The 22,926-nt window shown below is 42.2% G+C and carries 18 protein-coding genes; 9 read left to right on the forward strand and 9 right to left on the reverse strand.

The window, feature by feature from the left end; translation table 11 throughout:
• Positions 1 to 17 precede the first annotated feature (17 nt).
• The 4 genes from GSY63_RS11280 (at position 18) to GSY63_RS11295 (ending at position 1,585) form a co-directional block, all read left to right on the forward strand.
• The gene (locus GSY63_RS11280; protein ID WP_166585906.1) at positions 18 to 203 is read left to right on the forward strand and encodes a hypothetical protein; all 186 of its coding nucleotides are present in this window, start codon (positions 18 to 20) and stop codon (positions 201 to 203) included.
• Complete coding sequence (locus GSY63_RS11285; RefSeq protein ID WP_166585907.1) at positions 173 to 691, forward strand: hypothetical protein; 519 nt, start codon at positions 173 to 175, stop codon at positions 689 to 691. The genes GSY63_RS11280 and GSY63_RS11285 overlap by 31 nt, the downstream gene beginning before the upstream one ends.
• 132 nt (positions 692 to 823) lie before the next feature.
• Positions 824 to 1,240 carry a hypothetical protein gene (locus tag GSY63_RS11290; protein WP_166585908.1) on the forward strand — a complete coding sequence of 139 codons (417 nt, stop codon included), beginning with the start codon at positions 824 to 826 and terminating at the stop codon, positions 1,238 to 1,240.
• An 81-nt stretch (positions 1,241 to 1,321) separates the two neighbouring features.
• Entirely contained in the window at positions 1,322 to 1,585 is a 264-nt protein-coding gene (locus tag GSY63_RS11295) for a hypothetical protein (protein ID WP_166585909.1), read from the forward strand.
• Positions 1,586 to 1,636: 51 nt separating this feature from the next.
• Here GSY63_RS11295 and GSY63_RS11300 read toward each other — a convergent pair whose 3' ends face one another.
• Positions 1,637 to 3,241: a GH35 family beta-galactosidase gene (locus GSY63_RS11300; protein ID WP_166585910.1), complete on the reverse strand. Its 1,605-nt coding sequence runs from the start codon at positions 3,239 to 3,241 to the stop codon at positions 1,637 to 1,639.
• Between the two features lie 310 nt (positions 3,242 to 3,551).
• On the opposite strand from GSY63_RS11300, the gene GSY63_RS11305 reads away from it, so the two are divergent.
• Complete coding sequence (locus tag GSY63_RS11305) at positions 3,552 to 5,612, forward strand: AAA family ATPase (RefSeq protein ID WP_166585911.1); 2,061 nt, start codon at positions 3,552 to 3,554, stop codon at positions 5,610 to 5,612.
• A gap of 163 nt (positions 5,613 to 5,775) precedes the next feature.
• Positions 5,776 to 6,831 (forward strand): nucleoid-associated protein, encoded by a 1,056-nt coding sequence (locus GSY63_RS11310; RefSeq protein ID WP_166585912.1) that lies wholly within the window; start codon positions 5,776 to 5,778, stop codon positions 6,829 to 6,831.
• 226 nt (positions 6,832 to 7,057) lie between these two features.
• On the opposite strand, the gene GSY63_RS11315 is transcribed toward GSY63_RS11310, so the two are convergent.
• Entirely contained in the window at positions 7,058 to 8,068 is a 1,011-nt protein-coding gene (locus GSY63_RS11315; RefSeq protein ID WP_166585913.1) for a glutamine synthetase beta-grasp domain-containing protein, read from the reverse strand.
• A 788-nt stretch (positions 8,069 to 8,856) separates the two neighbouring features.
• Here GSY63_RS11315 and GSY63_RS11320 point away from each other — a divergent pair.
• The gene (locus GSY63_RS11320; RefSeq protein WP_166585914.1) at positions 8,857 to 10,413 is read left to right on the forward strand and encodes an ammonium transporter; all 1,557 of its coding nucleotides are present in this window, start codon (positions 8,857 to 8,859) and stop codon (positions 10,411 to 10,413) included.
• A 303-nt stretch (positions 10,414 to 10,716) separates the two neighbouring features.
• Complete coding sequence (locus tag GSY63_RS11325) at positions 10,717 to 11,799, forward strand: porin (RefSeq protein ID WP_166585915.1); 1,083 nt, start codon at positions 10,717 to 10,719, stop codon at positions 11,797 to 11,799.
• A gap of 54 nt (positions 11,800 to 11,853) precedes the next feature.
• Here the strand turns inward: GSY63_RS11325 and GSY63_RS11330 are convergent, their stop codons facing one another.
• Together GSY63_RS11330 and proB are read right to left on the reverse strand one after the other, a co-directional pair.
• Positions 11,854 to 13,104 carry a glutamate-5-semialdehyde dehydrogenase gene (locus GSY63_RS11330; protein ID WP_166585916.1) on the reverse strand — a complete coding sequence of 417 codons (1,251 nt, stop codon included), beginning with the start codon at positions 13,102 to 13,104 and terminating at the stop codon, positions 11,854 to 11,856.
• Positions 13,105 to 13,107: 3 nt separating this feature from the next.
• A complete protein-coding gene (gene proB / locus GSY63_RS11335) occupies positions 13,108 to 14,187 on the reverse strand; it encodes a glutamate 5-kinase (protein ID WP_166585917.1) in 1,080 nt (359 codons plus the stop codon).
• Positions 14,188 to 14,467: 280 nt separating this feature from the next.
• On the opposite strand from proB, the gene GSY63_RS11340 reads away from it, so the two are divergent.
• On the forward strand, positions 14,468 to 17,416 hold the full coding sequence (locus GSY63_RS11340; protein WP_166585918.1) for a TonB-dependent receptor: 2,949 nt from the start codon (positions 14,468 to 14,470) through the stop codon (positions 17,414 to 17,416).
• A 346-nt stretch (positions 17,417 to 17,762) separates the two neighbouring features.
• On the opposite strand, the gene GSY63_RS11345 is transcribed toward GSY63_RS11340, so the two are convergent.
• The 5 genes from GSY63_RS11345 to cobA are packed head-to-tail and all read right to left on the reverse strand — an operon-like array spanning position 17,763 to position 22,924.
• Entirely contained in the window at positions 17,763 to 19,013 is a 1,251-nt protein-coding gene (locus GSY63_RS11345) for a sulfate adenylyltransferase subunit 1 (protein WP_166585919.1), read from the reverse strand.
• Positions 19,013 to 19,918 (reverse strand): sulfate adenylyltransferase subunit CysD, encoded by a 906-nt coding sequence (cysD, locus tag GSY63_RS11350; RefSeq protein ID WP_208094521.1) that lies wholly within the window; start codon positions 19,916 to 19,918, stop codon positions 19,013 to 19,015. The genes GSY63_RS11345 and cysD overlap by 1 nt, the downstream gene beginning before the upstream one ends.
• On the reverse strand, positions 19,911 to 20,639 hold the full coding sequence (locus GSY63_RS11355; RefSeq protein ID WP_166585920.1) for a phosphoadenylyl-sulfate reductase: 729 nt from the start codon (positions 20,637 to 20,639) through the stop codon (positions 19,911 to 19,913). The genes cysD and GSY63_RS11355 overlap by 8 nt, the downstream gene beginning before the upstream one ends.
• A 4-nt stretch (positions 20,640 to 20,643) precedes the next feature.
• Positions 20,644 to 22,155, reverse strand: coding sequence for a TSUP family transporter (locus GSY63_RS11360; RefSeq protein WP_166585921.1), 1,512 nt, complete (start codon positions 22,153 to 22,155; stop codon positions 20,644 to 20,646).
• Positions 22,133 to 22,924: a uroporphyrinogen-III C-methyltransferase gene (gene cobA, locus GSY63_RS11365; protein WP_166585922.1), complete on the reverse strand. Its 792-nt coding sequence runs from the start codon at positions 22,922 to 22,924 to the stop codon at positions 22,133 to 22,135. The genes GSY63_RS11360 and cobA overlap by 23 nt, the downstream gene beginning before the upstream one ends.
• Positions 22,925 to 22,926 lie beyond the last annotated feature (2 nt).

Genomic DNA, 22,926 nt, shown 5'->3' on the forward strand with positions numbered 1-22,926 from the left:
CCAATTATTTCAATAGGATGAGAAAGATTTCTAACCAATTTACGCTTGGCGCAATGATGCTGGGCTTAACTTTTTGCTTAAGCTGTAAAAAAGACGCTAACAAGGCAGCATCGGCAGATGCGCCTCCGGCCACTGTGCCACGTGCAGCAGTGCCACAAAGTGCATTTAATTTGTGGGTACTTGCAATGGCACACCTTATTTAATTTCTGGTACAAATGGTATCTGTGTGCCTGTGGGTAACTGCAGTTCTGACATTGATGCAGCACAACAAAGCTCCGGACAAAATTCAACCGGTTTCCAGTTTAATGGCTGCTTTAAAGGTGGCACCAGTGCAAGCAGTTCGGCTAGTGAACAAGCGGTATTTTTGTGCGACAACGTAACCCAATGGAATGGTAACGAAATGGGTTTTGTAAAAACGCTGAATGATAATGCTTTAAAGGGTTACCTGCAAGGTGGTGGCAGCTACATTACCCAGGTAATTTCTGTGGGCGATAATGGTTATCATACTTTTAAAGTACAGGCACAAAGTGGCAACGTACATAAGGTTGATTTTTACGTTGATGGTACGTACAAATTTACCCTCACCAATAACAATGGCCACTACTGGAACAACTATAATTACTTTGTAGGCACCAACCACTGGTATGGCGGCAGCAGCAATACCGGCCACAGATTGAGATGTACAATATGACCACCTATTAACTTACTGATTAAACACAAGAACGGGCCGTTTCCTGAAAAGGAGCGGCCTTTTTTATTTGATGCCGAGGGTTTATTATTATTTACGCAAAAGCATTATAATTGTATCATCACAATTATAATAATGACCATTTATCGAGAGCGAGCTGTATTTATCAATGAGAAATTTTTTCAATCGCTCATACTTTATATAGGGCAGATTTTATGCCAGGACATTTATAACGCCGTTGTACGACACAGCTTTACCAACATATTCTCAATAATTTTTCAGGTCATTTTATTAGTCTTTATTTTTGATAGGGGGAAGTATACCAAGCCAATGATTAAGTTATATTGCGTTTTAACAATTGCTGCATATGGCTGGGCTATATGGGGAGGGTTGAGCGACTACAATAATAGGTTTAGCAATGTAAATATTTACGCTATGATTATGGCTATTATCGAAGTGGCATTCGCAATTCTTATTCTCGATTTTACGAATAGAACTGTAGTTTTAAAAAGGCCTGAATATTTAATGAGCGAAGAAAAAGAAGCGTCTTAGCTTATTTGAAGGCTTAATTTCATTTACCTAAAACCTTTAAAGGGTAATTGCCTTATTGTATATATTACCAATACCAACAGTATGCCCACTCACTTATTTAACGCTTATATCGATGCCCTGGATGGAGCCACACTTGCCGGACCGGTTACCATGAATGGCGACGAATATCTGTTTGTAAATAAAAACACAGCCGACGACATTTATTTCAACCTCAAAAAAGCAGAAGACGGTTGGCATTACTCAGGTGGGCCAACAACCCATGATGTCCCTAAAGAATATATTGATTCTGTTGGCGCGCAAATAGATGCCTATCACGAAGGCAAATTACAACCGCCGGCTATTTAGTCATTAGTCATTAGTCGATTGACCATGGTCCATCGTCTATGGTCAAGATGTCTATCTCGCTATAACAGTGCATTGCAAAACGGTTGTAGCATCGCCGAAGTTGGGGCCTTTCCAGTCGGTTTCGTCACCGTTTAGGATGCGGATGGGTTTAAATACCCCATTTTGATACCTGCCTTCTTCAACCTTTAGATATTGCCATGCCTTGCCTGCATTGGATCCGGCGGGTGCGAAGCTAATGTGGCTGTGCGTGCCCAGGATTACAAACTTGTTATCACCCAGTTTAACAATCATGGCTTTACCTTTGGCTTCGGTATTGGGCGTTGTGCCGCCACGGCCCGAACCGAATGTTACGGTAGCATCCCAATTACCCAGGTGGATAGTCTGTTCGGCGTGGTCTTCGCGCTCAACAACGGCTTGGATTTTCCCTTCAGAGCCCCATTGTGCGAGTTGTGGTATCATTGGCGCCATCGTAGCGTAGGTTTGTGCATAAGGGAAATAGCGCTCTTTGCTTTCGGGCGAAGTCAGGTCGTCATCAATACGGTCTATGCCGAATGGTGAAAACCCGATGCCACCGCGGGCAATAACTTCGTACATGTATTTGGCATTATCTTTATTAAAACCTGCTTCGGGTACAAACAGGGCATTATCCGGTCTGTCGTAAAGGTCTATTACTTTGAGTATGCGTTCGCTGCCCGAAAGGTAAATGTCAGGAGCGAGCAGATCGATGGCGGGTGCTGCGGCTTTCCAAATTGGGATCACATTGTCGGTCGGCCCGCCGCTTTCGTAGCTGTTGGCCATAGGGTTAGTGAGGGGGTCGCGCAGGGCTGCGTTAACATATAAAGGTAATGGGTATACAGCCTTACCAGCCGCAGCAACTTTACCAATGTAGCGGGCTATTGACCAGGCCTGAAAGTACTCATCGGCACGATCGCCAAAAACATCCTTCCATGCTCCATCTGTAACAACCTTTACATTAAGGGCTTTAAGGATGTCGGCCTTTAACAGTTCGGCAGGTACTTGCCCTTCAAATAGCTTTTGCCCTACGACCGAATAATCACGGATTGTATCCCAGCTTCCCGGCTCATTTTCTACCTGCACCATAATTACGGTATGCAGTGGATCGGCCTTTTTGAGATGAGCCATTACCTGTGTAAAAGCGTTAACATCTGCATCTAAAGTAGCCTGCACATGCGGCGAAGGCGAATCGATATGTTTGCCGTTTTTACCCTCAATGTTCGGATATTTTGCTGCATTTTGTTTCATCCAGGCAGGTATGTAATGGTTGCTGCCGTTTTTCCAGGTGGCAAACCAGAGCAGTACCAGTCTTACTTTGTTTACACGGGCTTGGGCTAGCAACGTATCTACTATCGAAAAATCAAATTTGCCCTGCTGAGCTTCAATTTGTTCCCAATAAATCGGTACTTCAAGGGTATTTAAATGCATTTGCTTTGCCGCCGCCCATACGCCTGGCAACATGGCAGGCCATGCGCTCGAGTTATGCGCTTGCCCGCCGAGGATTAAGAACGGTTTGCCGTCGACAAGGAAAGCATGGCGGTCATTGTTGTTGATAATGCGGGGAAGTTGCGAGGTGGTTTGTGCGCGTGCACTTAGTTGTGTAAAAGTTAACGCTAAAAATAAAACAGCTATCTTCTTCATTTTGGGTTTATTAGGCAAGGCTAATTTAAAATAAAGATTGATGTTTATTGTATATAAAGTGTTTTTTGTACAGTTATTAGTGATTTTGGGGATAGCATTAGGTTGGCAAAGTATCGAATTGTTAAGATTGGAATTTTCGAGAAGCAATGCCTGTGCTTTTCTGTTTCAAGCAGCACGTGTCAGCTTATACGACACGAATCTTAGTCACGGGGCTTGTATCCGCTTCATTAGGTTTAGGTGAGGGGGAGTTATTTTAAAATTTTAGTTCTATTTTTATAAATCACTGTGTTCCCAATTAATTACTTTATTAATGAGATATCTCCTTTTTGCTGACAATAATAAAGAATTCTTCAAAGGCGGATTAGACGCTATATTTTTAGAAGATATTAAAGATATTAATATAATAATTGGATCAAATAACACGAGAAAAAGTCGTTTTTTAAGAAATATCATAAATCAGGATTTTAAAGTAATTATCGACGGACCAGAAAATTTAAATTTGGCCTATCATGACAGCCAAACTTTATTTGATGATATAGCTGAGCCTATCTTATCTTCAAAATTAATTCAGCTTCAATTTCATTCTGTTTCAAACCCGCTGAAAAGATTTGAATATATAAAGCAATATTTTGGTCAAAATAGCCAAGTAGATTTTTTCGAATTAAGGAGCAGCTTAACACAAATTAATAAAGCCCTAATAGCTACAGCTACAGAAGAACAGTTTGCTAAATTGTTAGATATGATCGCTCAAATGTATTATACAGTTGACTTATTATATACGATTTATCATTCAACTGTTTCTAATAATTGTGTGAGCATTTCTGAAAATACATTTACGCCGACTGATATATTCGGCATATCGTATATACTTGGAGTAGAATTTTCATATTACAGGATTCCCGACTGTGAAAGCAAATGCAATAAACTAAAACAGATAAAAGACTATCTATATACATTATTAGATATAAAATTTGAGTCTTGTTTTAAATCCATAATATATATCCCTGTGCTAAGAACTTCGAGAGTTCTTCTAGGCACAAAAAGTGATATCTTTTTAGATACTATCGTATCTCAACATTTTCCTAATCCTAGCAGCAAATTAAGTATAGAAACAGGACTGACATTGTATGAAAAAATAGTGTTCGCGAGAAGCGGACCCGGATCAGCACGAAAGGCATTTGTTGCATTTGAGAAATTTATTGGGAGGACTTTTTTCCAATCAGAAGAAATAGAAATAGTTTCCAAACAGTCTAAAGGGGAAAATGACCAGAATATTATTGTCAGTCTACCTAACGAGTTGGAAGATATATCTATTCAAAATCTTGGAGATGGAATTCAAAGCATTATAAACTTATTTTTCCCAATATTTACTGCTGAAGATGGAGCTTGGCTCTTTATTGATGAACCCGAGAATCACTTGCATCCAGGCTTTCAAAATATTTTCATGGCAGCGATTTCGGAAAATGAATATATACGTCAGAAGAAATTAAGGTTCTTTATAAATACTCATTCAAATCATATCCTTTCCAAAGCTCTTTTAGGACCAGCGGATTGCGAAATTTTTGTTTTCAGCAGGAGGGATGAAAGATCGTCAAACATTGCATCCTTTACAGGAAATGAATATAACACATTAGAAGCGTTGGGCGTATTTAATACATCCGTGTTGATAAGTAATTGTACAGTGTGGGTCGAAGGTATAACCGATAGGTTTTATTTACAATGCTTTCTATATGCCTATTGTGATAGTCAAAATGTTAATGCATTTAGACCGGAAGAAGGTTTGCACTTTTCATTTATAGAATATGGAGGCAAAAACTTAATTCATTACAATTTTGAAAATCAATTAAAATATAAAAGATCGGATAATGATTTAGAAGCTCCTATTATATCAAACGATAAGATAGAAGCATATTTTATTAATTCAAATGTATTCTTATTAGCTGACTCTGATTTTAACGGAGAAAAACACGAGAGGTATAGTAAAATAGATAAAAATAATTTTAAGTATGTTCAAACTGAGGTGCCAGAAATTGAAAACATGACACCTGATAGGATATTAAGAGATTATTTAATTGATGAGGTGAAATGTAATGTTGAGGACGTGGACAAGTGCTTCCCAATTAGAAACCATAAACAAAAGCTTGGCAGATATTTTAAAAATAAATTCAAGTTAGGTAATGGGTTTAGAAAATTCGAAGCACCATCGGGTGGGGGAACATTGAATTATAGTTATAAAAAAGGACTAGCAAATTTTGTGCATGCTAGAATAATGGAAAGAGAATATAAATGGGAAGATTTATTAGTCTCCCCCCCATTAAAAAATGCAATTGAAGAATTGTATGATTTTATCAAATCGAAAAACTCTCGTTGATTCTCTCTAACCGGGAAACTGAGTGGAGAGTTACTGCTCAAATGTTCACGACACGGGTTGCCGAAACAAGTTCTGCCTGATAGTTGAGAGCAGGGAGTAATAGCACTAACGTGCTACTACAACTTGCCACTGCCATTACTTAACCCTAACTTCGTCACCAATTATGATATTTTCTCAAGAAGCCACACTTAACAAACTGGCCATCCATCATATTGGTAATAAAGCTCAGGACGAGCGTTTTGTACTATCCGAACAACCCGTTGAACTGCACGACGAGTTGCTGAGCCGTTTGCTGATGCAGTATTTTCTGAGCCCGTACGAGAAAGTGCCGGATGTTTACCGCTTTTTTCATGGTAATGATGATTTGAACCTGAACGAGGTTTACCATTTTGCAACCGCCATATTTGACGATCCGGAAACGTTTCAAGAGAATAGCCGCCAATTGGCTAAGCACTTGTATGAAGTAAGCAATCACCCGAAAATTAAAGCAGGGGAGTTGTATGTGGCTTATTTTAGCCAGGTGCAAATAGAAGGGGCGCAGCATGATGCCATTGGGATCTTTAAGTCGGAAACTAAGGAAACTTATTTGAAAGTATACCCGCAAGACGAAGGTTTCGGCGTAAGTTACGAGGAGCAGGCCATCAACATTAATAAGCTGGATAAAGGTTGCTTGATCTTTAATATAGATAAAGAGGAGGGTTACAAGGTTGCCGTGATCGACAAAACTAACGGCGCCGAGCAGGCCGTGTACTGGAAAGATGAGTTTCTGAAACTCCGCGTGCGTAACGATAATTACAACCAAACCGCCAATGTAATGGGCGTTTATAAAACTTTCGTCACCGAAAAACTCGACGATGAGTTTGAAATGAGCAAAGCCGACAAAATTGACCTGCTAAACCGCTCTATGAAATATTTTAAAGAGAAGGATAGCTTCGATATGAAGGAGTTTGGCGAAGAGGTGATCGGTAATGACGAAGGCGTGGCGTCTTTCCTGAATTTTAAAAAGGAATACGAAAACGAATTTGAAACCCCGATACCCGATAGTTTCGAGATTAACGATGCGGCTGTGAAAAAACAGGCCCGTGTTTATAAAAGTGTATTAAAGCTGGACAAAAACTTCCACATCTATATCCACGGTAATAAAGATCTGATAGAAAAAGGCTTCGACGATGGTAAAGCCATGAATTACTACAAAGTTTTCTTTAAAGAAGAAGCCTAGGGAAGAGAGTCAAGAATCGAGAGTCAAGAATCAAGACAGGGTAGCGCAGTCGGGTGTCATGCTGGCTTAGTTGATAGAATCAAGAATCGAGGGACAAGAATCAAGATAGCGCAAATCATTGGTAATGGGAGTGTATCCCGATTACTGATTCTCGATTCTTGACTCAAAAAAAACGGCCCGAGGTATTTACCGCGGGCCGTTTGAGTATTTGATGGCTGTATTAAAATTATACGCCTGCTGATTTAACAGTTTTGATGATACGGGCAGCAACTTTGTATGGATCTGCAGCCGAGTTAGGGCGACGATCTTCTAAGTAACCTTTCCAGCCTTTTTGTACGGTGTAAAGCGGGATGCGGATAGAAGCACCACGGTCAGATACACCATAGCTATAATCGTGGATAGAAGCAGTTTCGTGTTTACCGGTTAAACGCTGATCGTTATCAGCACCATAAACTTCGATGTGTTCTTTAACTACCGGGCGGAAAGCCTCAAGGATTTTTTTGTAAACATCTTCGCTGCCAGCTGTACGTAAGGTAGTGTTAGAGAAGTTAGCGTGCATGCCAGAACCGTTCCAGTCTAAAGTACCTAACGGTTTGCAATGCCAGTTGATAGCTACATTATATTCTTCGCCAATACGCTCTAATAAATAACGTGCAACCCAAATTTGGTCACCAGCTTCTTTTGCACCTTTAGCAAAGATCTGGAATTCCCATTGTCCGGCAGCAACCTCAGCGTTGATACCTTCAACGTTTAAGCCAGCTTCTAAACATACGTCTAGGTGCTCTTCAACAATTTTACGTCCGAAAGCATTGTTTGCGCCAACTGAACAGTAGTAAGGGCCTTGCGGGCCTGGGTATCCACCGTCAGGGAAGCCAAGTGGTTTGTTGGTTTCAGGGTTCCATAAGAAATATTCTTGCTCAAAACCGAACCAGAAATCGTTATCGTCATCCTCGATGTGCGCACGACCGTTTGACTCATGCGGGTTACCGTGCGAATCTAATACCTCACACATTACCAGGTAACCTTCTTTACGTTGAGGGTCTGGACAAATAAATACTGGTTTCAGGATACAGTCCGATGAACCGCCTGGTGCTTGTTCGGTTGAAGAACCATCAAAGCTCCAGTTTGGACAATCTTCCAATTTTCCACTGAAATCTGCTTCGATTTTAGTTTTACTTCTTAAACTCTGTGTTGGTTTGTAACCATCAAGCCAAATGTACTCAAGTTTAGCTGCCATGCTTTTTTAAAATTATAAAATTAGGGTTAAGCGATTAATATATTTTAATTAAAACGTGTGAATTTATGCAGTTTATGTTAAATTTTATAAAAATAACGACCAAAAATATAGTTTATTATCTATTTTTTTTAAAAGTAAATAAAATTGGGGTATTAATTGAATAATTCGCAATTGTCGATGTTTTTAGAAGTTTAAAAATGTGAAAATATCAAAATGGGTTATTTTATTAGCGAATAATCAGTGATTTGATGCTTATTATGTATATATATAAGTATTGTTACAGGCAAATGCACACAATTAAGTGCATATATCTAAATAAGTTAACCGTAATTATTGAAATATGTCGCTTAGGTAAATAAAGTTAAGTTATATATATAGTAACAAGAAATAATTGCCTGATTTTTGAAATTCTCTCCATCAAAAGACGGTTTTCTCCATCTTTTTAGTAGTGTTTTGTACAAAACATTATTCCTTTTTAGCAGAATGTTCGAATTTTTATATGGGTGAACCAGTATTTTTCGAATTAAAATTGTTTTAAAACAAATATTTTATTGAAAAATTAATAATTACGTAACATAAACAGGTTTTATTTTTGATGATTTAATAAAAATATCATTTGTGGGTAAAAAATATATGATTTTGATGTTTTTTATTTCTAATTTCATAAAAACAATCAAAGTTGCGACGGTTTGATTGGATTATTCATAATGAAATTAGCAAGAACTCAAATTTTCACTAAATAATAACTGGTTTTTAAACACTCTTAAACAATTTAAACAAATTAATGTATGGAATCCACATCGCGACAAAGTAAATTCTACAGTTCGTTGCTTGAAATGGGCAAAAACAACTGGCGTATCGGTCTTGCAATCTTTTTTGGCAAAATTATTGGCACATTTATCGTAATTGCTGCCATGATGATCCTTCCAGGCATGATCGCAACACCTGCTCATGCTGCCGAAACTTACACTGCTCACGAAACAGCGCTCATTAACACAGCCAATACCATCTGGACATTGGTTGCAGCATTCCTGGTATTTGGTATGCAGGCAGGTTTTGTGATGCTGGAGGCTGGCTTCGCCCGCAAAAAAGAAACTGTTAACGTATTAATGGAATGTATTTTTGATACATGCCTTTGCGGTATCCTGTTCTGGGCTATAGGTTATGCCTTTATGTTTAGCGAGGGTAACGGTTTCATAGGTTATCATTGGTTCTTCTTATCTGGTGCTCCGGCTACTTACCTCGCTACAGGTATTCCGGTACTGGCTCACTGGGTATTTCAATATGCCTTTGCTGATACTTGCTCTACAATTGTATCTGGCGCTATGATTGGCCGTACCAGTTTCCGTGGCGATATATTATATAGTATCGGTATCACTGGTTTCATTTATCCAATCATTGGTCACTGGGCCTGGGGACCAGGCGGTTTCTTATCTGCTATGGGCTTCCTTGATTTTGCAGGCTCAACTGTGGTACACACCATTGGCGGTGTTGCATCATTAGCAGGTGCTATCGTATTAGGCCCACGTTTAGGTCGTATATTTTTGCGTGATGATAAAGAAAAAGGTGGTTTACCACCAGCACACAACTTAACCATTGCGGCAGTTGGTGCATTTATATTATGGTTTGGCTGGTATGGCTTTAACCCAGGTAGTACCTTATCTGCAATGGATATGCAAGGTATTGGCCGCGTTGCTGCAAACACTACTTTGGCAGCTTGTGCGGGCGGTATGGTTGCTATGTACCTGGCTTTATGGTTTGGCCCAACTAAAGGAAAATTTGATGTTGGTTTCACCGTTAACGGCTTATTAGGTGGTTTGGTTGCTATTACCTGCCCTTGTTACTGGGTTGATCCGCTTGGCGCTATCTTATTAGGTGGTGTTGCTGGTTTGGTAATTTACGCTGGTACTTATGCCTTAGAATACTTACGTATCGACGATCCAGTTGGTGCAGTTCCGGTACACGGCCTTTGCGGTATCTGGGGTACACTTTCTTTAGGTCTGTTTGCATCTGGCCAATATGGTTTTACCGGCCCAACCGGTGCCGATAACTCAGCTCCCGTAACAGGTTTATTTTACGGTGGTGGTTTTAACCTTTTAAAGCTGCAAGCTATTGGTAGCGGTACTACTGTTGCTGCAACATTTGTAGTATGTTTTGCCATGATGTGGTTGATCCGCAAATTACCTAACCCATGGAACCTGCGTGTTGAAGAGCATGGCGAACTTGCTAAAGGCGGTTTGGATGTATTTGAACACGGTGCATCTGCTTACAACGAGGATGAAGATGATATCGATATCCAAGGTTTATTTGAGGGTGGTTCTGTTAAGAATCCCGTTTCAGCATAAATATTAGAAAAAGGCGTATGGTTGTTGGTCCATACGCCTTTTTAATAAACTACCTAACTAACAACACTAGCTTCGAGGTGTGTATATTTTTTCGAAGCAACAAATAGCCGGTTTGTGCAGCCCCCCATACTATCGAACCAGATTTAACCGGCATTTCTACCTAATACTGTTTTAAAATTTCGTAAGCGTTTTTTCATGCCTTAAATGGCGTGCAGCTATTCTTATGCCCAAACTGTAACTAATGGAAATTTGATAAATACTTGACTTTCAATCTAAAACAAACAATCCTTTAAACAATTCAATATGAAAAAATCATTACTGTTTCTATCACTTCTAACTTCTGTTTCATTGCTTTCCCAGGCGCAGGACACGAAGGACACAACCAAGGTTGCTGCCCCGGCCGAAGTTCCGCCGATTACCGTTTTTGGTTCTGTTGACGCTTATTATAAATACGATTTTTCTGGCCTTAAATCGCGTGTAAACATACCTACCAGTTTTGCCAATGAGCAAAACTCCATATCATTAGGTATGATAGACGTGGGCTTGAAGAAAAAAGTAGGCAAGGCTTCATTTCTGGGCGAGTTATCGTTCGGTCCACGTGGTCAGGCACAGTCTTTACCTACCGCAGCCGGTACTTATGATGAGGTTAACAACAGTTTCCATATCCAGAATTTGTATGTTTCGTACGATCTGACTGATAAGTTAAACATGACCGCTGGTTACATGTCGACCTTTGTTGGCTATGAAGTAATCTCTCCGGTTGGTAACTTCAACTATTCAACTTCTTACCTGTTCACTAACGGTCCGTTCCAAAATGCGGGTTTAAAGGCTACTTACACATTCTCGGATAAGGTGAGCTTAATGGCCGGTATATTTAACGATAAGTGGAACTACTACCAGTCGGCCAAGAAAGTAAACACCTTTGGAGCACAGTTGATGGTAGTGCCTGTTACCGGTTGGACTGCCTATCTTAACTTCATTGGTGGAGCAGAATCGGGCACCGAAGTAGACTTAACTACCAACTATCAGATTACTACAGCATTTAAGTTAGGCTTAAACGCAGCTACGTTTTCAGCACCTAGCGGTACAAGCGGTGGTTTTAGCGGTGTAGCTTTATACCCTCAATTGGCTGTATCTCCAATAGTAACCTTAGGTTTACGAGGTGAGTACTTTAAAACCAAAAGCGGCGATTATTTAACTGTAGGCCCTGCGCCAGGCAGATCGGTTACAGGTTTAACTGCTACTGCAAATATCCACGCAGGTCCGTTAACCGTAATCCCGGAAGTAAGGTTAGATCATAACCAGGATAAGGTGTTTACTGCAAGCGACCATAGCCTTACCCAATCAGCTTCGCAATTTCTGATTGCAGCTGTTTACGCTTTCTAAAAACAACATCTCTTTATAATAGAAAAAGCAGCACATTTTGTGCTGCTTTTTCTATTAAGGCCAACGCGTTTGTCCATCGCCTTTTACGATCCATTTATAGCTGGTTAATTCTTTTAGCCCCATTGGACCGCGAGCATGCAGTTTTTGTGTGCTGATACCAATTTCGGCACCCAGACCAAACTGGGCACCATCGGTAAAGGCCGTCGAAGCGTTTACATAAACGGCAGCGGCATCAACCTTATTTAAAAAGTCTTCAATATGCTGCGGCGTTTGCGAAATTATGGCTTCACTATGCTTTGAGCTATGATGGGCAATATGATCCAATGCCTGGTTGAAAGTATCTACTGTTTTAATTGCCATTTTCATCGACAGAAACTCTGTGCCGAAATGCTCTTCATTCGCTTTTTGCAATAAATTGGTAGGGTAGTGGCCTGTTAAGGCTTTGTAAGATGCTTCATCAGCGAAGATTTCTACAGAGGCTTCACCCAATGTTCTGGTTAGTTCAGGAAGATCGGTTAAGCGACTGCTGGCAATAATAAGACAATCCAGCGCATTACATACGCTTACTCTGCGTGTTTTAGCGTTGAAGATAATGTCCCGGCCTTTCTCCAGATCGGCATCAGCGTCAAAATAAGTATGTACAATACCGGCACCGGTTTCTATAACGGGTATTTTGCTATGCTGACGAACAAAGTTAATTAGGCTTTGGCTACCACGTGGGATCAGCACATCTACAAAGCCAACAGCACTTAATAAAGCTTCGGTTGCGCTACGATCAGCTGGTAATAGGGTAGCAGCATTGACGTCGATATTGTGCTTTTGAAGTACGCCGTGTATAATGGAGATAATAGCCTGGTTAGAGAAGTCGGCATCGCTGCCACCTTTCAGAACGCTAACATTTCCTGTTTTAAAGCAAAGTGCAAATACATCGAAAGTAACGTTTGGGCGGGCCTCGTAAATTACGCCCACAACACCAAGCGGTACCCGAACCTTCGATAGGTCTAACCCATTGGGTAAAATATCATTCGATAATACTTCGCCCAGCGGATTTTCCATTGCTGCAACATTGCGCATCTCGTTAGCTATGCCTTCAATACGTTCGGCAGTCAATTTTAAACGATCGTATTTCGGATCGTTTTTGTCCATGCGATTGAGGTCTTTCTGATTTTCAGCCAATAAAAATTCAGTCCGCCCAACCGCTGCGTCTGCCACATCAACCAAGACCTGATTGATGACAGTAGGCGCAAGGCCTGCAATAGCGCGGCCTGCTATAACCGCATTTTCAAAATATTGGGAGTAACTCATGCTTTAAGCTTGTAAATAAAGGTAGTCGTAATGCACCAGCGGCTTTTCGTGCTTCTTGCCGATGCGTTCGCGGGCTTTATCGGCGCCGTATTCGGCTATGCCCTGGCCGATGATCTTTTGTTGCTCGTCAACCAGTTTAATAATGTCACCCTTTTTAAAATCTTCCATAATATCTATGATACCCACAGGCAGTAAACTTGTGGCCCGGTTTGATGTCAGGGCAGTCTTCGCCCCATCATTTACTCTAACAACACCGGTAGCGTAATTAGCCGAATGCGCAATCCATTTCTTTTTGCCCGATGCCTTTTTATTAGGGATAAAGCGGGTATGTTTTACATCTTTATCTAAAAGGTCTGTCAGTATATCATCTTTAGTGCCGTTGGCAATGTGTACTGCAATACCCAAAGCTGCCACTTTTTGCGACATAGTTGATTTGGTGATCATTCCCCCACGACCAAACTGCGATTTGCTCGAGCTGATAAAAGACGAGAAATCCATATCCGATTTGCTGATCTCTTCCAGTAAGGCCGAGCCGGGAATTTTAGGATCACCGTCATAAATACCATCCACATTACTCAGGATGATCAATGCCTGAGCGTTCAGCATAGAAGCGATAAGGCCGGCCAGTTCGTCGTTATCGGTAAACATTAACTCGGTTACCGAAACCACATCGTTCTCATTAACAATAGGCAATACCTTGTGCTGCAGCAATATCTCCAGGCAATTTTTCATGTTGAGGTAATGCGTGCGGTCGCGGAAATCTTCTTTGGTAACAAGTACTTGTGAGCAAAGGATCTGGTATTGTTCTAATAATTGCGCGTAGGTATTAATAAGCTTTACCTGCCCAACGGAAGCCAATAACTGGCGTGCAGCAATATTATCTACCTTCTCCGGCAAAGTAATTAAACTCCGGCCCGAAGCCACAGCACCCGACGATACCAGAATAACTTCTTTACCTGAGGCATGGATGGCCGCAATTTGTTTCACCAGGTTGCTGATACGGTTGACATCGGGCAGGCCATCTTTTTGGGTTAAAACATTAGAGCCAATTTTAATAACGATACGTTGATAATTAAAAGCCATGGATAGGAGGAAGTGTTGAATGGCAATATTAGCAATATGTACTTAGTTTTAAGCTCCATAAACACAATAAATTATATTTTTTGACAAAAATATTTGATACTAAATATAAATTAATATTTTTGTCTACTTATTCTATAGACAATGTATATTAATCGGAGCTTTTTCGACGTACTCGTTTACCCCATTTGCCTAAATGGCTGCTGTTGTTGCTGACCTGATCTTCCACGTCCGTATAACAATAATCATTAACTAAATCCTCAACAATACATACCCCCACTTCATGAAAATTTCTACGTATTTACGTTTGCTTGGGCTACTTATGGTTTTACTGCCCACTTTTGCGTCGGCGCAACTCAATGGTACTTATGTACTTAGTGGTAAAGTAGACGACGATCAGCATCAGCCGCTTGCCGGTGTAACTATCCGGATCAAAAGTACCAACACCGCTACCGTGAGCGATAAAGACGGTAAATTTAGCCTGACTACCAACGTTAAATTTCCATATACCCTGGTGTTTACCTATGTAGGTTTTCAACCTCAGGAATTCGAGATAAAAAACGTTAACAGCCAGCTCAACATCCAGCTCATTACCCAAAACTTGTTAGCCAACGAGGTGGTAGTAACCGCATCCCGAAGGGAAGAAAAGCTGCTTAAATCTCCGGTAGCGATAGAAAAATTGACTATCAACGCTTTGAAGCAATCGCCCGGTGCTAGTTTTTACGACGCCTTAGAGAACGTTAAAGGCGTGCAGATGACCACTACCAGTATTACGCTTAAAGTGCCTAATACCCGCGGTTTTAACAGCCCCAATAACTTTAGGTTTATGCAACTGGCAGATGGTGTAGATCTGCAATCGGCTACTTTGGGTGTACCGCTTGGTAATGCCATTGGCCCAACCGAACTGGATATTGCCAGTGTAGAAATTACGCCGGGTGCGGCATCTGCATTATATGGTACTAATGCCATCAACGGTTTGTCGAACTTATTCACTAAAGATCCTTTTACGTACCAGGGGCTTAGCTTTTACCACCGTACTGGTTTAAACCACGTAGGTAATGATAATCTTGGGGCGAGTCTTTTAACAGAGGATGCTTTCCGCTTTGCGAAAGCGTTTAACAATAAATTTGCTTTTAAAGTTAACTTCAGCTATATGCAGGGTAAAGATTGGCAGTCTGACACCCGTAAAGACCAAAACCCTGGCAACCTTTTAACAGCTAACCCGGCTTACCCCGAGCTTACCGGCAAAAATAATGCTGCCTATGACGGGTGGAACAAATATGGTGATGATGCATTGGCCGGCAGTAATACAGTATCTATAAAAGGTATTGTGGTTGATGGTGTTGCCCGCCCAAATCTTACGGTTGCCCGTACTGGTTATAACGAAGTTGATTTGGTTGACCCACAGGTACATAACTTAAAAGTTGATGGAACCTTGGCATATAAATTCACCCCAAGTTTACAATTGTCTTATACTTACCGGTATGGTAACCTCGATGGCGTATTTCAGCGGGGTAACAAGATCTCGTTAAATGGCGCAAGTGTACAAAACCATAAGGTGGAGTTAAAAGGTAAGGACTTTTTGGTGCGTGCTTATGAGTCTATCGAAAATACAGGCAACTCTTACAACGTAAAACCCCTTGCCGATAACCTCGACCTTAACCACGCCAGTAATGCAACCTGGGGCACTACTTATAAAAACGCATTAACTGCTTATGGAAACACCCACGGTGGCTTAACATCTGCCAACCTAGCCGATGCAAATGCTGTTGCACGTGCCGCTGCTGATGCTGGCAGGGTAGAACCTGGTACGCCTGCCTTTGATGCTTTAAAACAGACTATAATTGGTATTAATAACTGGGATATTAAATCGAGCTTGTTGCCTAATGCACCAGTTACCGGTGGTGCCGCTCTGTGGCAGCGCAGTCATTTTTACAATGCAGAAGCGCAATGGGATTTAACCAGCAAAGTAAAGGTTGTTGATCTTTTGGTGGGTGGCGATGTGCGCATTTACCAGATCATCCCCGATGGTAATAACTTTGTTGACTTTAGCCGCCCGATAAACGACCGCAATACACCACTGGCCGACGGTACTTTTGGTAATGATGTTTACTATAAAAAGTACGGCGGCTTTGTACAGATCACCAAAACGTTTTTTGATGATAAGCTGAAATTATTCGGTTCTATCCGTGGTGACTATAACCCGTACTTCGACCCGAAATTTACACCGCGTTTAGCTGCAGTTTATTCGGCAAATGAGAATCATAATTTCAGGTTTACATTTCAGAACGGTTACCGCTTCCCGTCGTTGTTTGAAGCATTATCTTACGTAAACAATGGGCGTGTTAAACGTGTAGGTAGCTTGCCGTTTATTAATGATGGCTTAGGCTATTTAGGCAACAGTTATACCCAGGCTTCGGTTGCTGCATTTAATGCAGCTGTGAAAGCCGCGCCAGGAGCGGCTAGTGGTACTGATGCCACGGCCCTGGCCAACAGAAACCTATTAGAAGTGGCTGATCTGCCGAAAGCACGCCCTGAAAAGATTACTTCATTTGAGGTAGGCTATAAGGGGATTTTTGCGGACAGTAAGGTGTTTTTGGATATAGATGCCTATGCCAACCGCTACGACGGCTTTTTAGGTCAGATACAGGTTTACGTACCTAACGGAACGACCGTAGGAACCGATGCAGCCGTATTAGCCATGCTCGACATTAACCGCGACCCTACAACCGCCACGGCAACAAACGCTGCAAGCCAGGGACAAAGCCGCTACCGCGTATACACCAATGCTAAAAACATTTATAATAACTACGGATCGTCGGCTGCGCTTAGCTACAACTTTTATAGAAGGTATACAATTTCGGGCAACGTGAGCTTTAATAAATTGAAGGCTCAAACTAGTTCGGATATATTCCTTACAGGGTTTAATACGCCAGAGTGGTCGAGCAATATATCATTCGGTAACCGCGAGGTATTTAAAAACGTAGGCTTTAACGTAGTATACAAATGGCAGGAAGCTTTTCTGTGGGAAAGCCCACTGGTTACAGGCAACGTGCCTGCCATTGGTACGCTTGATGCCCAGGTTACCCTGCGTGTGCCAAGATACTATGCCAGCTTTAAGTTTGGCGCTACCGATTTGCTAAATAAACGCTACATACAATATGCCGGTGGCCCAACCATTGGCGGCATGTATTACGCATCAATTACATTGGATGGGTTGTTGAGTAAGTAATCCTCTCCCGGTCTCCCCGAAGGAGGAGGAAAGTGGACATTCGCAAAGAGTAAAATAACCGGCGTCCTTACGAGGAACAGCCCGTCCCGATAGCAATCGGGAAAGCAATCCCCGATAAGCAGAGCCGCTCTGTATAGTTTGGGGCTTCGAGAGCCTCAGCCTGACAAAGCTTCGTACCGCAATGACGTTTTAGTTTTGCTCCCTCTCTTCTGGAGAGGGCTGGGGAGAGGTTCCAACAAAAAGACCGCTCGATATTTATCGGCGGTCTTTTTGTTTTAGAGTGATGGATTGTGATTTAGAAAAACTCTTATGTTTCTTCTCTTTCGAAGATGGTTAGGGAGAGGTCTTAATCTACCGCGGCACGCAGCATCAAAGCTCCCACAGTTACATTGCTGCGGCTATCTATAATAATAGCGCCGCCGCTGTTTTTATTGTTTTGATACAAATCGAATACCAATGGTTCAGCAGTTTTAATGATAATGCGGCCGATGTCATTTAGTTTAAATTCTTCTTCGTACTCTTTGTCGAGGGTATTGATGTTTACTTTGTACAATACCTCTTGTATGCGGCACTTGGTAACCTTACTGTTATGCTGAATTAGATAAGTAAGCGAGGTATCCAAAGCACGGGTATCCATCCAGCACAGGTCTGCCTCTATCAATTGCGATACCTGAGGTTTCAGGGCGCTGCTAACTAATATATCTCCGCGACTAATGTCGATATCATCCTTTAGTCTAACGGTTACAGAAAGGCCTGCACCCGCTTCTTCAAATTGCTGATCTAATAAATCGATGTGTTCTACAGTAGAGGTAAAGCCCGATGGCAAAACAGTTACCTTATCGTTTACCCGCAACGATCCGCTTAAAATACGACCGGCATAGCCACGATAATCGTGCAGTTCATCCGTTTGCGGGCGAACCACCCATTGTACCGGTAAATAGGCATGCGTTGCGGCCGCGTCAATAGCTATTTCGACAGTTTCCAAATGGTCTAAAAGGCTTTTACCACTATACCATCCCATATTTTGCGATGGATTAACAATGTTATCGCCTTTAAGCGCACTAACCGGAATGTAGGTTACATTTTGCAAGCCAACCTTTGCTGCCAGTTGCTGATAATCTTTAACAATGGTATTAAATCGCTCTTCGCTAAAATCAACCATGTCCATCTTATTTACAGCCACCACTACCTGGGGCAGGCCCAGCAATGATACCAAAAACGAATGGCGAATGGTTTGCTCAATAACGCCTTTGCGGGCATCTATAAGGATAATAGCCAGGTTGGAGTTAGATGCGCCGGTAACCATGTTACGGGTATACTGGATATGGCCTGGGGCATCGGCAATAATAAACTTGCGTTTCTCCGTTTGAAAGTATTTGTAAGCAACATCTATGGTGATACCCTGCTCGCGTTCGGCCTTGAGGCCATCGGTTAAGATCGCCAGGTCAATGGTGCCGTCGTCGTTTTTACGGTTCGATGCCTGTAGGGCTTCCAGTTGGTCGGCCAGGATAGACTCGCTATCATAAAGCAATCGGCCAATTAGTGTGCTCTTGCCATCGTCGACACTGCCTGCGGTTATAAATTTTAGTATTTCCATTAAAAATAGCCTCCTTTCTTGCGGTCTTCCATGGCAGCTTCAGATACCTTGTCGTCCATGCGTGCGCCACGTTCGCTTATTTTAGAGGCACTTATTTCGTTAATAATATCGTCAATTTCAAATGCGTATGATTCTACAGCGGCGGTACAGGTCATGTCGCCTACGGTGCGGAAACGCACGTTGCGGTTTTCAATTACATCATCGCTATCCATGTTCAAAAACTCAGATGCAGCCATTAGCTGGCCATTGCGGGTAATGCAATCGCGTTGGTGCGCGAAGTAAATAGTAGGTAACGGGATATTTTCGCGGCGTATATAATTCCATACGTCCAGCTCTGTCCAGTTACTGATCGGGAATACACGTACGTTTTCGCCTTTGTGAATTTTACCATTGAAGATGTTCCAAAGCTCCGGGCGTTGGCGTTTGGGATCCCATTGACCAAACTCATCGCGTACCGAAAAAATCCGCTCCTTAGCACGTGCTTTTTCTTCGTCTCTACGGGCACCACCGATGCAAGCATCAAACTGGTGTTTAGCAATGGTATTTAAAAGCGTAACGGTTTGCAATGCATTGCGGCTTGCGTTTTTACCCTTTTGTTCAATCACATTACCGTTATCGATATCTTCCTGCACATAACCAACTATCAGCTTTTCACCAATACGTTTAATCATATCGTCACGGTAGTCTATCGTTTCCTGAAAGTTATGGCCGGTATCGATATGCACCAGTGGAAAAGGAAATTTTCCCGGGCGAAATGCTTTCATGGCCAGGTGTACCAGTGTTATAGAATCTTTACCTCCTGAAAATAACAGCGCAGGTTTTTCAAACTGGCCTGCAACCTCACGTAAAATATAGATTGCCTCTGCCTCAAGCTCGTCCAGGTAATCCAGGTTGTACTTACTCATTTGTTATTAAATTATTATCATGGCCTACATGCAGGCCGCATTCTTTTTTCGATTGATCTTCCCACCACCAGCGTCCGGCGCGAAAATCTTCGCCGGGTTGTACAGCACGCGTACATGGCGCGCAGCCAATGCTCGGGAAACCCCGATCATGTAGTACGTTATATGGGATATTATTTACGTTGATGTATTCCTTTACGTCATCCAATGTCCAATTATAAATAGGATGGAATTTGACGATCTGGTTCGATTCGTCCCACTCCATAGGTTCCATAAACTGGCGGTTGGCAGATTGTTCGGCACGGATGCCAGTGATCCACAGCTTATTACCAGTCAATGCACGTTTTAATGGCTCTATCTTGCGGATGTTACAGCATTCCTTACGATTGTCAACAGATTCGTAGAATGAGTTTGGCCCTTTAGCATCTACCATGCGCTGCAGCGCTTCATGCTGCGGATAGTAAGCGTGGATGGGTTTGCCATACATTTCGAGCGTACGGTTCCAAACGTAATAAGTTTCGGGGAACAGCCTGCCGGTTTCTAAAGTGAATACCTTAATAGGCAGGTTGTTTTTGAAGATCATGTGTGTAATGGCCTGATCTTCCCAGCCAAAACTTGTAGAAAAGATGATCTCACCTGGAAAGAGTTCAGCCAATTTGGCTAAGGCTTCCACAGGGCTAAGACCTTCGGTATGTTGTTTTATATGTTCGAGAACTTTGCTCATTTCCTTAAAATACCTTTAATACGAAATTGACGATGCTGCGGATACTGATCAATATTACAATGATAGATACCGACATCATAATGGCTTTGGTTGAAATCTTATTAGAAATTCTTGCAGCGATAGGAGAGGCCAATGCAGCACCCAATACCAACCCAAGAACCGCTGCCCAGCGCGTGCCGCTTAACAAACTCATAAAAGTAAGCGAACCCGTTAAGGCGATAAAAAACCTCGATAATTTTACCGTACCCAATGAAAAGCGGGGACTACGGCCACCGGCTATCAACGATGACAACACAATGGAGCCCCAACCGCCGCCTCCAACGGCATCAATAAAACCGCCACCCAGACCCAGGAACCGGATGTTTTTGATCTTACCTGATGTTCTTTTAGCTTTTAAATCTAAAGCCTTGCGGAAGATGACAACACCTAAAATGAGCGTATATACCGATACCACTGGCTTGGTATATTGTGCATAATGCTCTAACGATGAAATGAGGTACGCTCCTGTAACTGCACCAACGATACCTGGGAAAAGCAATAGCCAGAATAGTTTCCAGTTAATATTGTTCATGCGATAGTGCATCCAGCCTGCAATACCGTTACTCATAATCTCCGATAAATGCACACCCATGCTGGCGGTAGCTGGAGGGATGCCCATTGATAAGGAAAAGGTAGTTGAAGTAACGCCGTACGACATGCCGATGGCGCCATCTATAAATGCGAATAAGAATCCGGCACCTAAAAAATAATAAAATATAGGGTCTATACCTTGCACATAATCCTTAAACTCGGGGTCTCTGAACCATAAAATGGAAACTACTATTGCAATAGATATTACAATTGTACCCCAGATAAACCAGCGGAACAGGTTTTTGAATTCCGACTGTGGTTTTACAAGTACGGAGGTTACCTCGTTCAGCTTTTTTACTTTCTCCGTAAAATCGCCTTTAAGCGAATCGCGAAGGGTGCTTAGCTGTTGCAGGGTAGTATCAATTTCTTCGGGAAGTCCTTCGTTTAAAACTTCTTTAAGACGTTTAGCAACAGTTGGCGATTTGCCGTTGGTTGATATGGCGATTTTTAAGTCGCCCTTTTGTACGATAGAACCAAGGTAGAAATCGCATAGCGAAGGTTTATCGGCCACGTTGATCAATAACTTACGCTCATGTGCAGCCTGGCGGATATAATTGTTTAACACGCTATCATCCGTAGCGGCTATAACCAGATCGGCACCGTCAAGGTCTTGTTCCTCAAATTGCTTTTCGCGGATGGTAACCGTGGTGTTTTCAATAGCCAATTGGTATACCTCTGTCGAAACCTTAAGGGCAATAACAGTTACCTTTGCAGCCGGGCTGTTGTTAAGCAGGGCAGTTAGTTTTTCTAAACCAACGTTTCCGGCGCCAACCAGTACGGTATGCAATTCATTCAGCTTTAAAAAAACAGGGAATAGCTGATTACCGGTCTCTGTTTTTTCTTCGCTCAATGTGCTCGAGTTATTATTCCTGGGCAACGATGTCATAAAACTCCCTTATCGGTTGAAACTTAGGATGCAGCGATACTACATCGCCCAAAACTATTAAAGCTGGCGAGCTGATCTTATTTTCTTCGGCAACCTCAACTATGGTGTTTACAACGCCAATAGCTACCTTTTCTTCTTTGGTCGACCCGCTTTGTATTACCGCAACAGGTAATTTGCCTTTGCCTTCTTTTTTGTAGATCTCTGTAATTTCGGCCAGTTTGTGGATGCCCATCAATACAACTACAGTTGCTTTAGTTCGGGCTGCCTCATACAGATCGTTGGAGATGCGGCCATCGGCGGTAGTACCTGTAACCACCCAAAAGCTTTCGCTTAAACCACGGTGTGTAACGGGAATCTGCTGCAGACCCGGTACCGAGATAGAACTCGAAATACCCGGAATAACCTGCGCCGGGATGCTGTACGACGCGGCATGATCCAACTCCTCATAACCACGGCCGAATACAAATGGATCGCCGCCTTTTAGGCGCACCACGTGCCCGTAGTTAATGGCGTAGTCTACCATCAGTTTATTAACAGCATCTTGAGAGTAAGAGTGGTCGCCAGAGCGTTTGCCTACATATATTTTTTGTGCGTGAGCAGGAGCGAAATCCAAAAGCTCGTCGTTTACCAAGGCATCATATAATACCACATCGGCAGTTTGCAGGGCTTTAATACCTTTTACTGTTATCAGGTCTGCATCGCCCGGGCCAGCGCCCACCAGTGTAATACGTGGTTCTTTAACGGTGGTTTTAATTTGTGTTTGTATCATGA

The sequence above is a fragment of the Mucilaginibacter agri genome (assembly GCF_009928685.1).
Lineage (GTDB): Bacteria > Bacteroidota > Bacteroidia > Sphingobacteriales > Sphingobacteriaceae > Mucilaginibacter > Mucilaginibacter agri.

What these genes read in the sequence shown, in the direction of transcription:
- GSY63_RS11345 (WP_166585919.1), bottom strand. Translation starts at nt 19,013, where the DNA reads ATGGAAATACTAAAATTTATAACCGCAGGCAGTGTCGACGATGGCAAG.
- GSY63_RS11295 (WP_166585909.1), top strand. Translation starts at nt 1,322, where the DNA reads ATGCCCACTCACTTATTTAACGCTTATATCGATGCCCTGGATGGAGCC.
- GSY63_RS11355 (WP_166585920.1), bottom strand. Translation starts at nt 20,639, where the DNA reads ATGAGCAAAGTTCTCGAACATATAAAACAACATACCGAAGGTCTTAGC.
- GSY63_RS11300 (WP_166585910.1), bottom strand. Translation starts at nt 3,241, where the DNA reads ATGAAGAAGATAGCTGTTTTATTTTTAGCGTTAACTTTTACACAACTA.
- cysD (WP_208094521.1), bottom strand. Translation starts at nt 19,918, where the DNA reads ATGAGTAAGTACAACCTGGATTACCTGGACGAGCTTGAGGCAGAGGCA.
- GSY63_RS11325 (WP_166585915.1), top strand. Translation starts at nt 10,717, where the DNA reads ATGAAAAAATCATTACTGTTTCTATCACTTCTAACTTCTGTTTCATTG.
- GSY63_RS11305 (WP_166585911.1), top strand. Translation starts at nt 3,552, where the DNA reads ATGAGATATCTCCTTTTTGCTGACAATAATAAAGAATTCTTCAAAGGC.
- GSY63_RS11290 (WP_166585908.1), top strand. Translation starts at nt 824, where the DNA reads ATGACCATTTATCGAGAGCGAGCTGTATTTATCAATGAGAAATTTTTT.
- proB (WP_166585917.1), bottom strand. Translation starts at nt 14,187, where the DNA reads ATGGCTTTTAATTATCAACGTATCGTTATTAAAATTGGCTCTAATGTT.
- GSY63_RS11320 (WP_166585914.1), top strand. Translation starts at nt 8,857, where the DNA reads ATGGAATCCACATCGCGACAAAGTAAATTCTACAGTTCGTTGCTTGAA.
- GSY63_RS11340 (WP_166585918.1), top strand. Translation starts at nt 14,468, where the DNA reads ATGAAAATTTCTACGTATTTACGTTTGCTTGGGCTACTTATGGTTTTA.
- cobA (WP_166585922.1), bottom strand. Translation starts at nt 22,924, where the DNA reads ATGATACAAACACAAATTAAAACCACCGTTAAAGAACCACGTATTACA.
- GSY63_RS11330 (WP_166585916.1), bottom strand. Translation starts at nt 13,104, where the DNA reads ATGAGTTACTCCCAATATTTTGAAAATGCGGTTATAGCAGGCCGCGCT.
- GSY63_RS11280 (WP_166585906.1), top strand. Translation starts at nt 18, where the DNA reads ATGAGAAAGATTTCTAACCAATTTACGCTTGGCGCAATGATGCTGGGC.
- GSY63_RS11360 (WP_166585921.1), bottom strand. Translation starts at nt 22,155, where the DNA reads ATGACATCGTTGCCCAGGAATAATAACTCGAGCACATTGAGCGAAGAA.
- GSY63_RS11315 (WP_166585913.1), bottom strand. Translation starts at nt 8,068, where the DNA reads ATGGCAGCTAAACTTGAGTACATTTGGCTTGATGGTTACAAACCAACA.
- GSY63_RS11310 (WP_166585912.1), top strand. Translation starts at nt 5,776, where the DNA reads ATGATATTTTCTCAAGAAGCCACACTTAACAAACTGGCCATCCATCAT.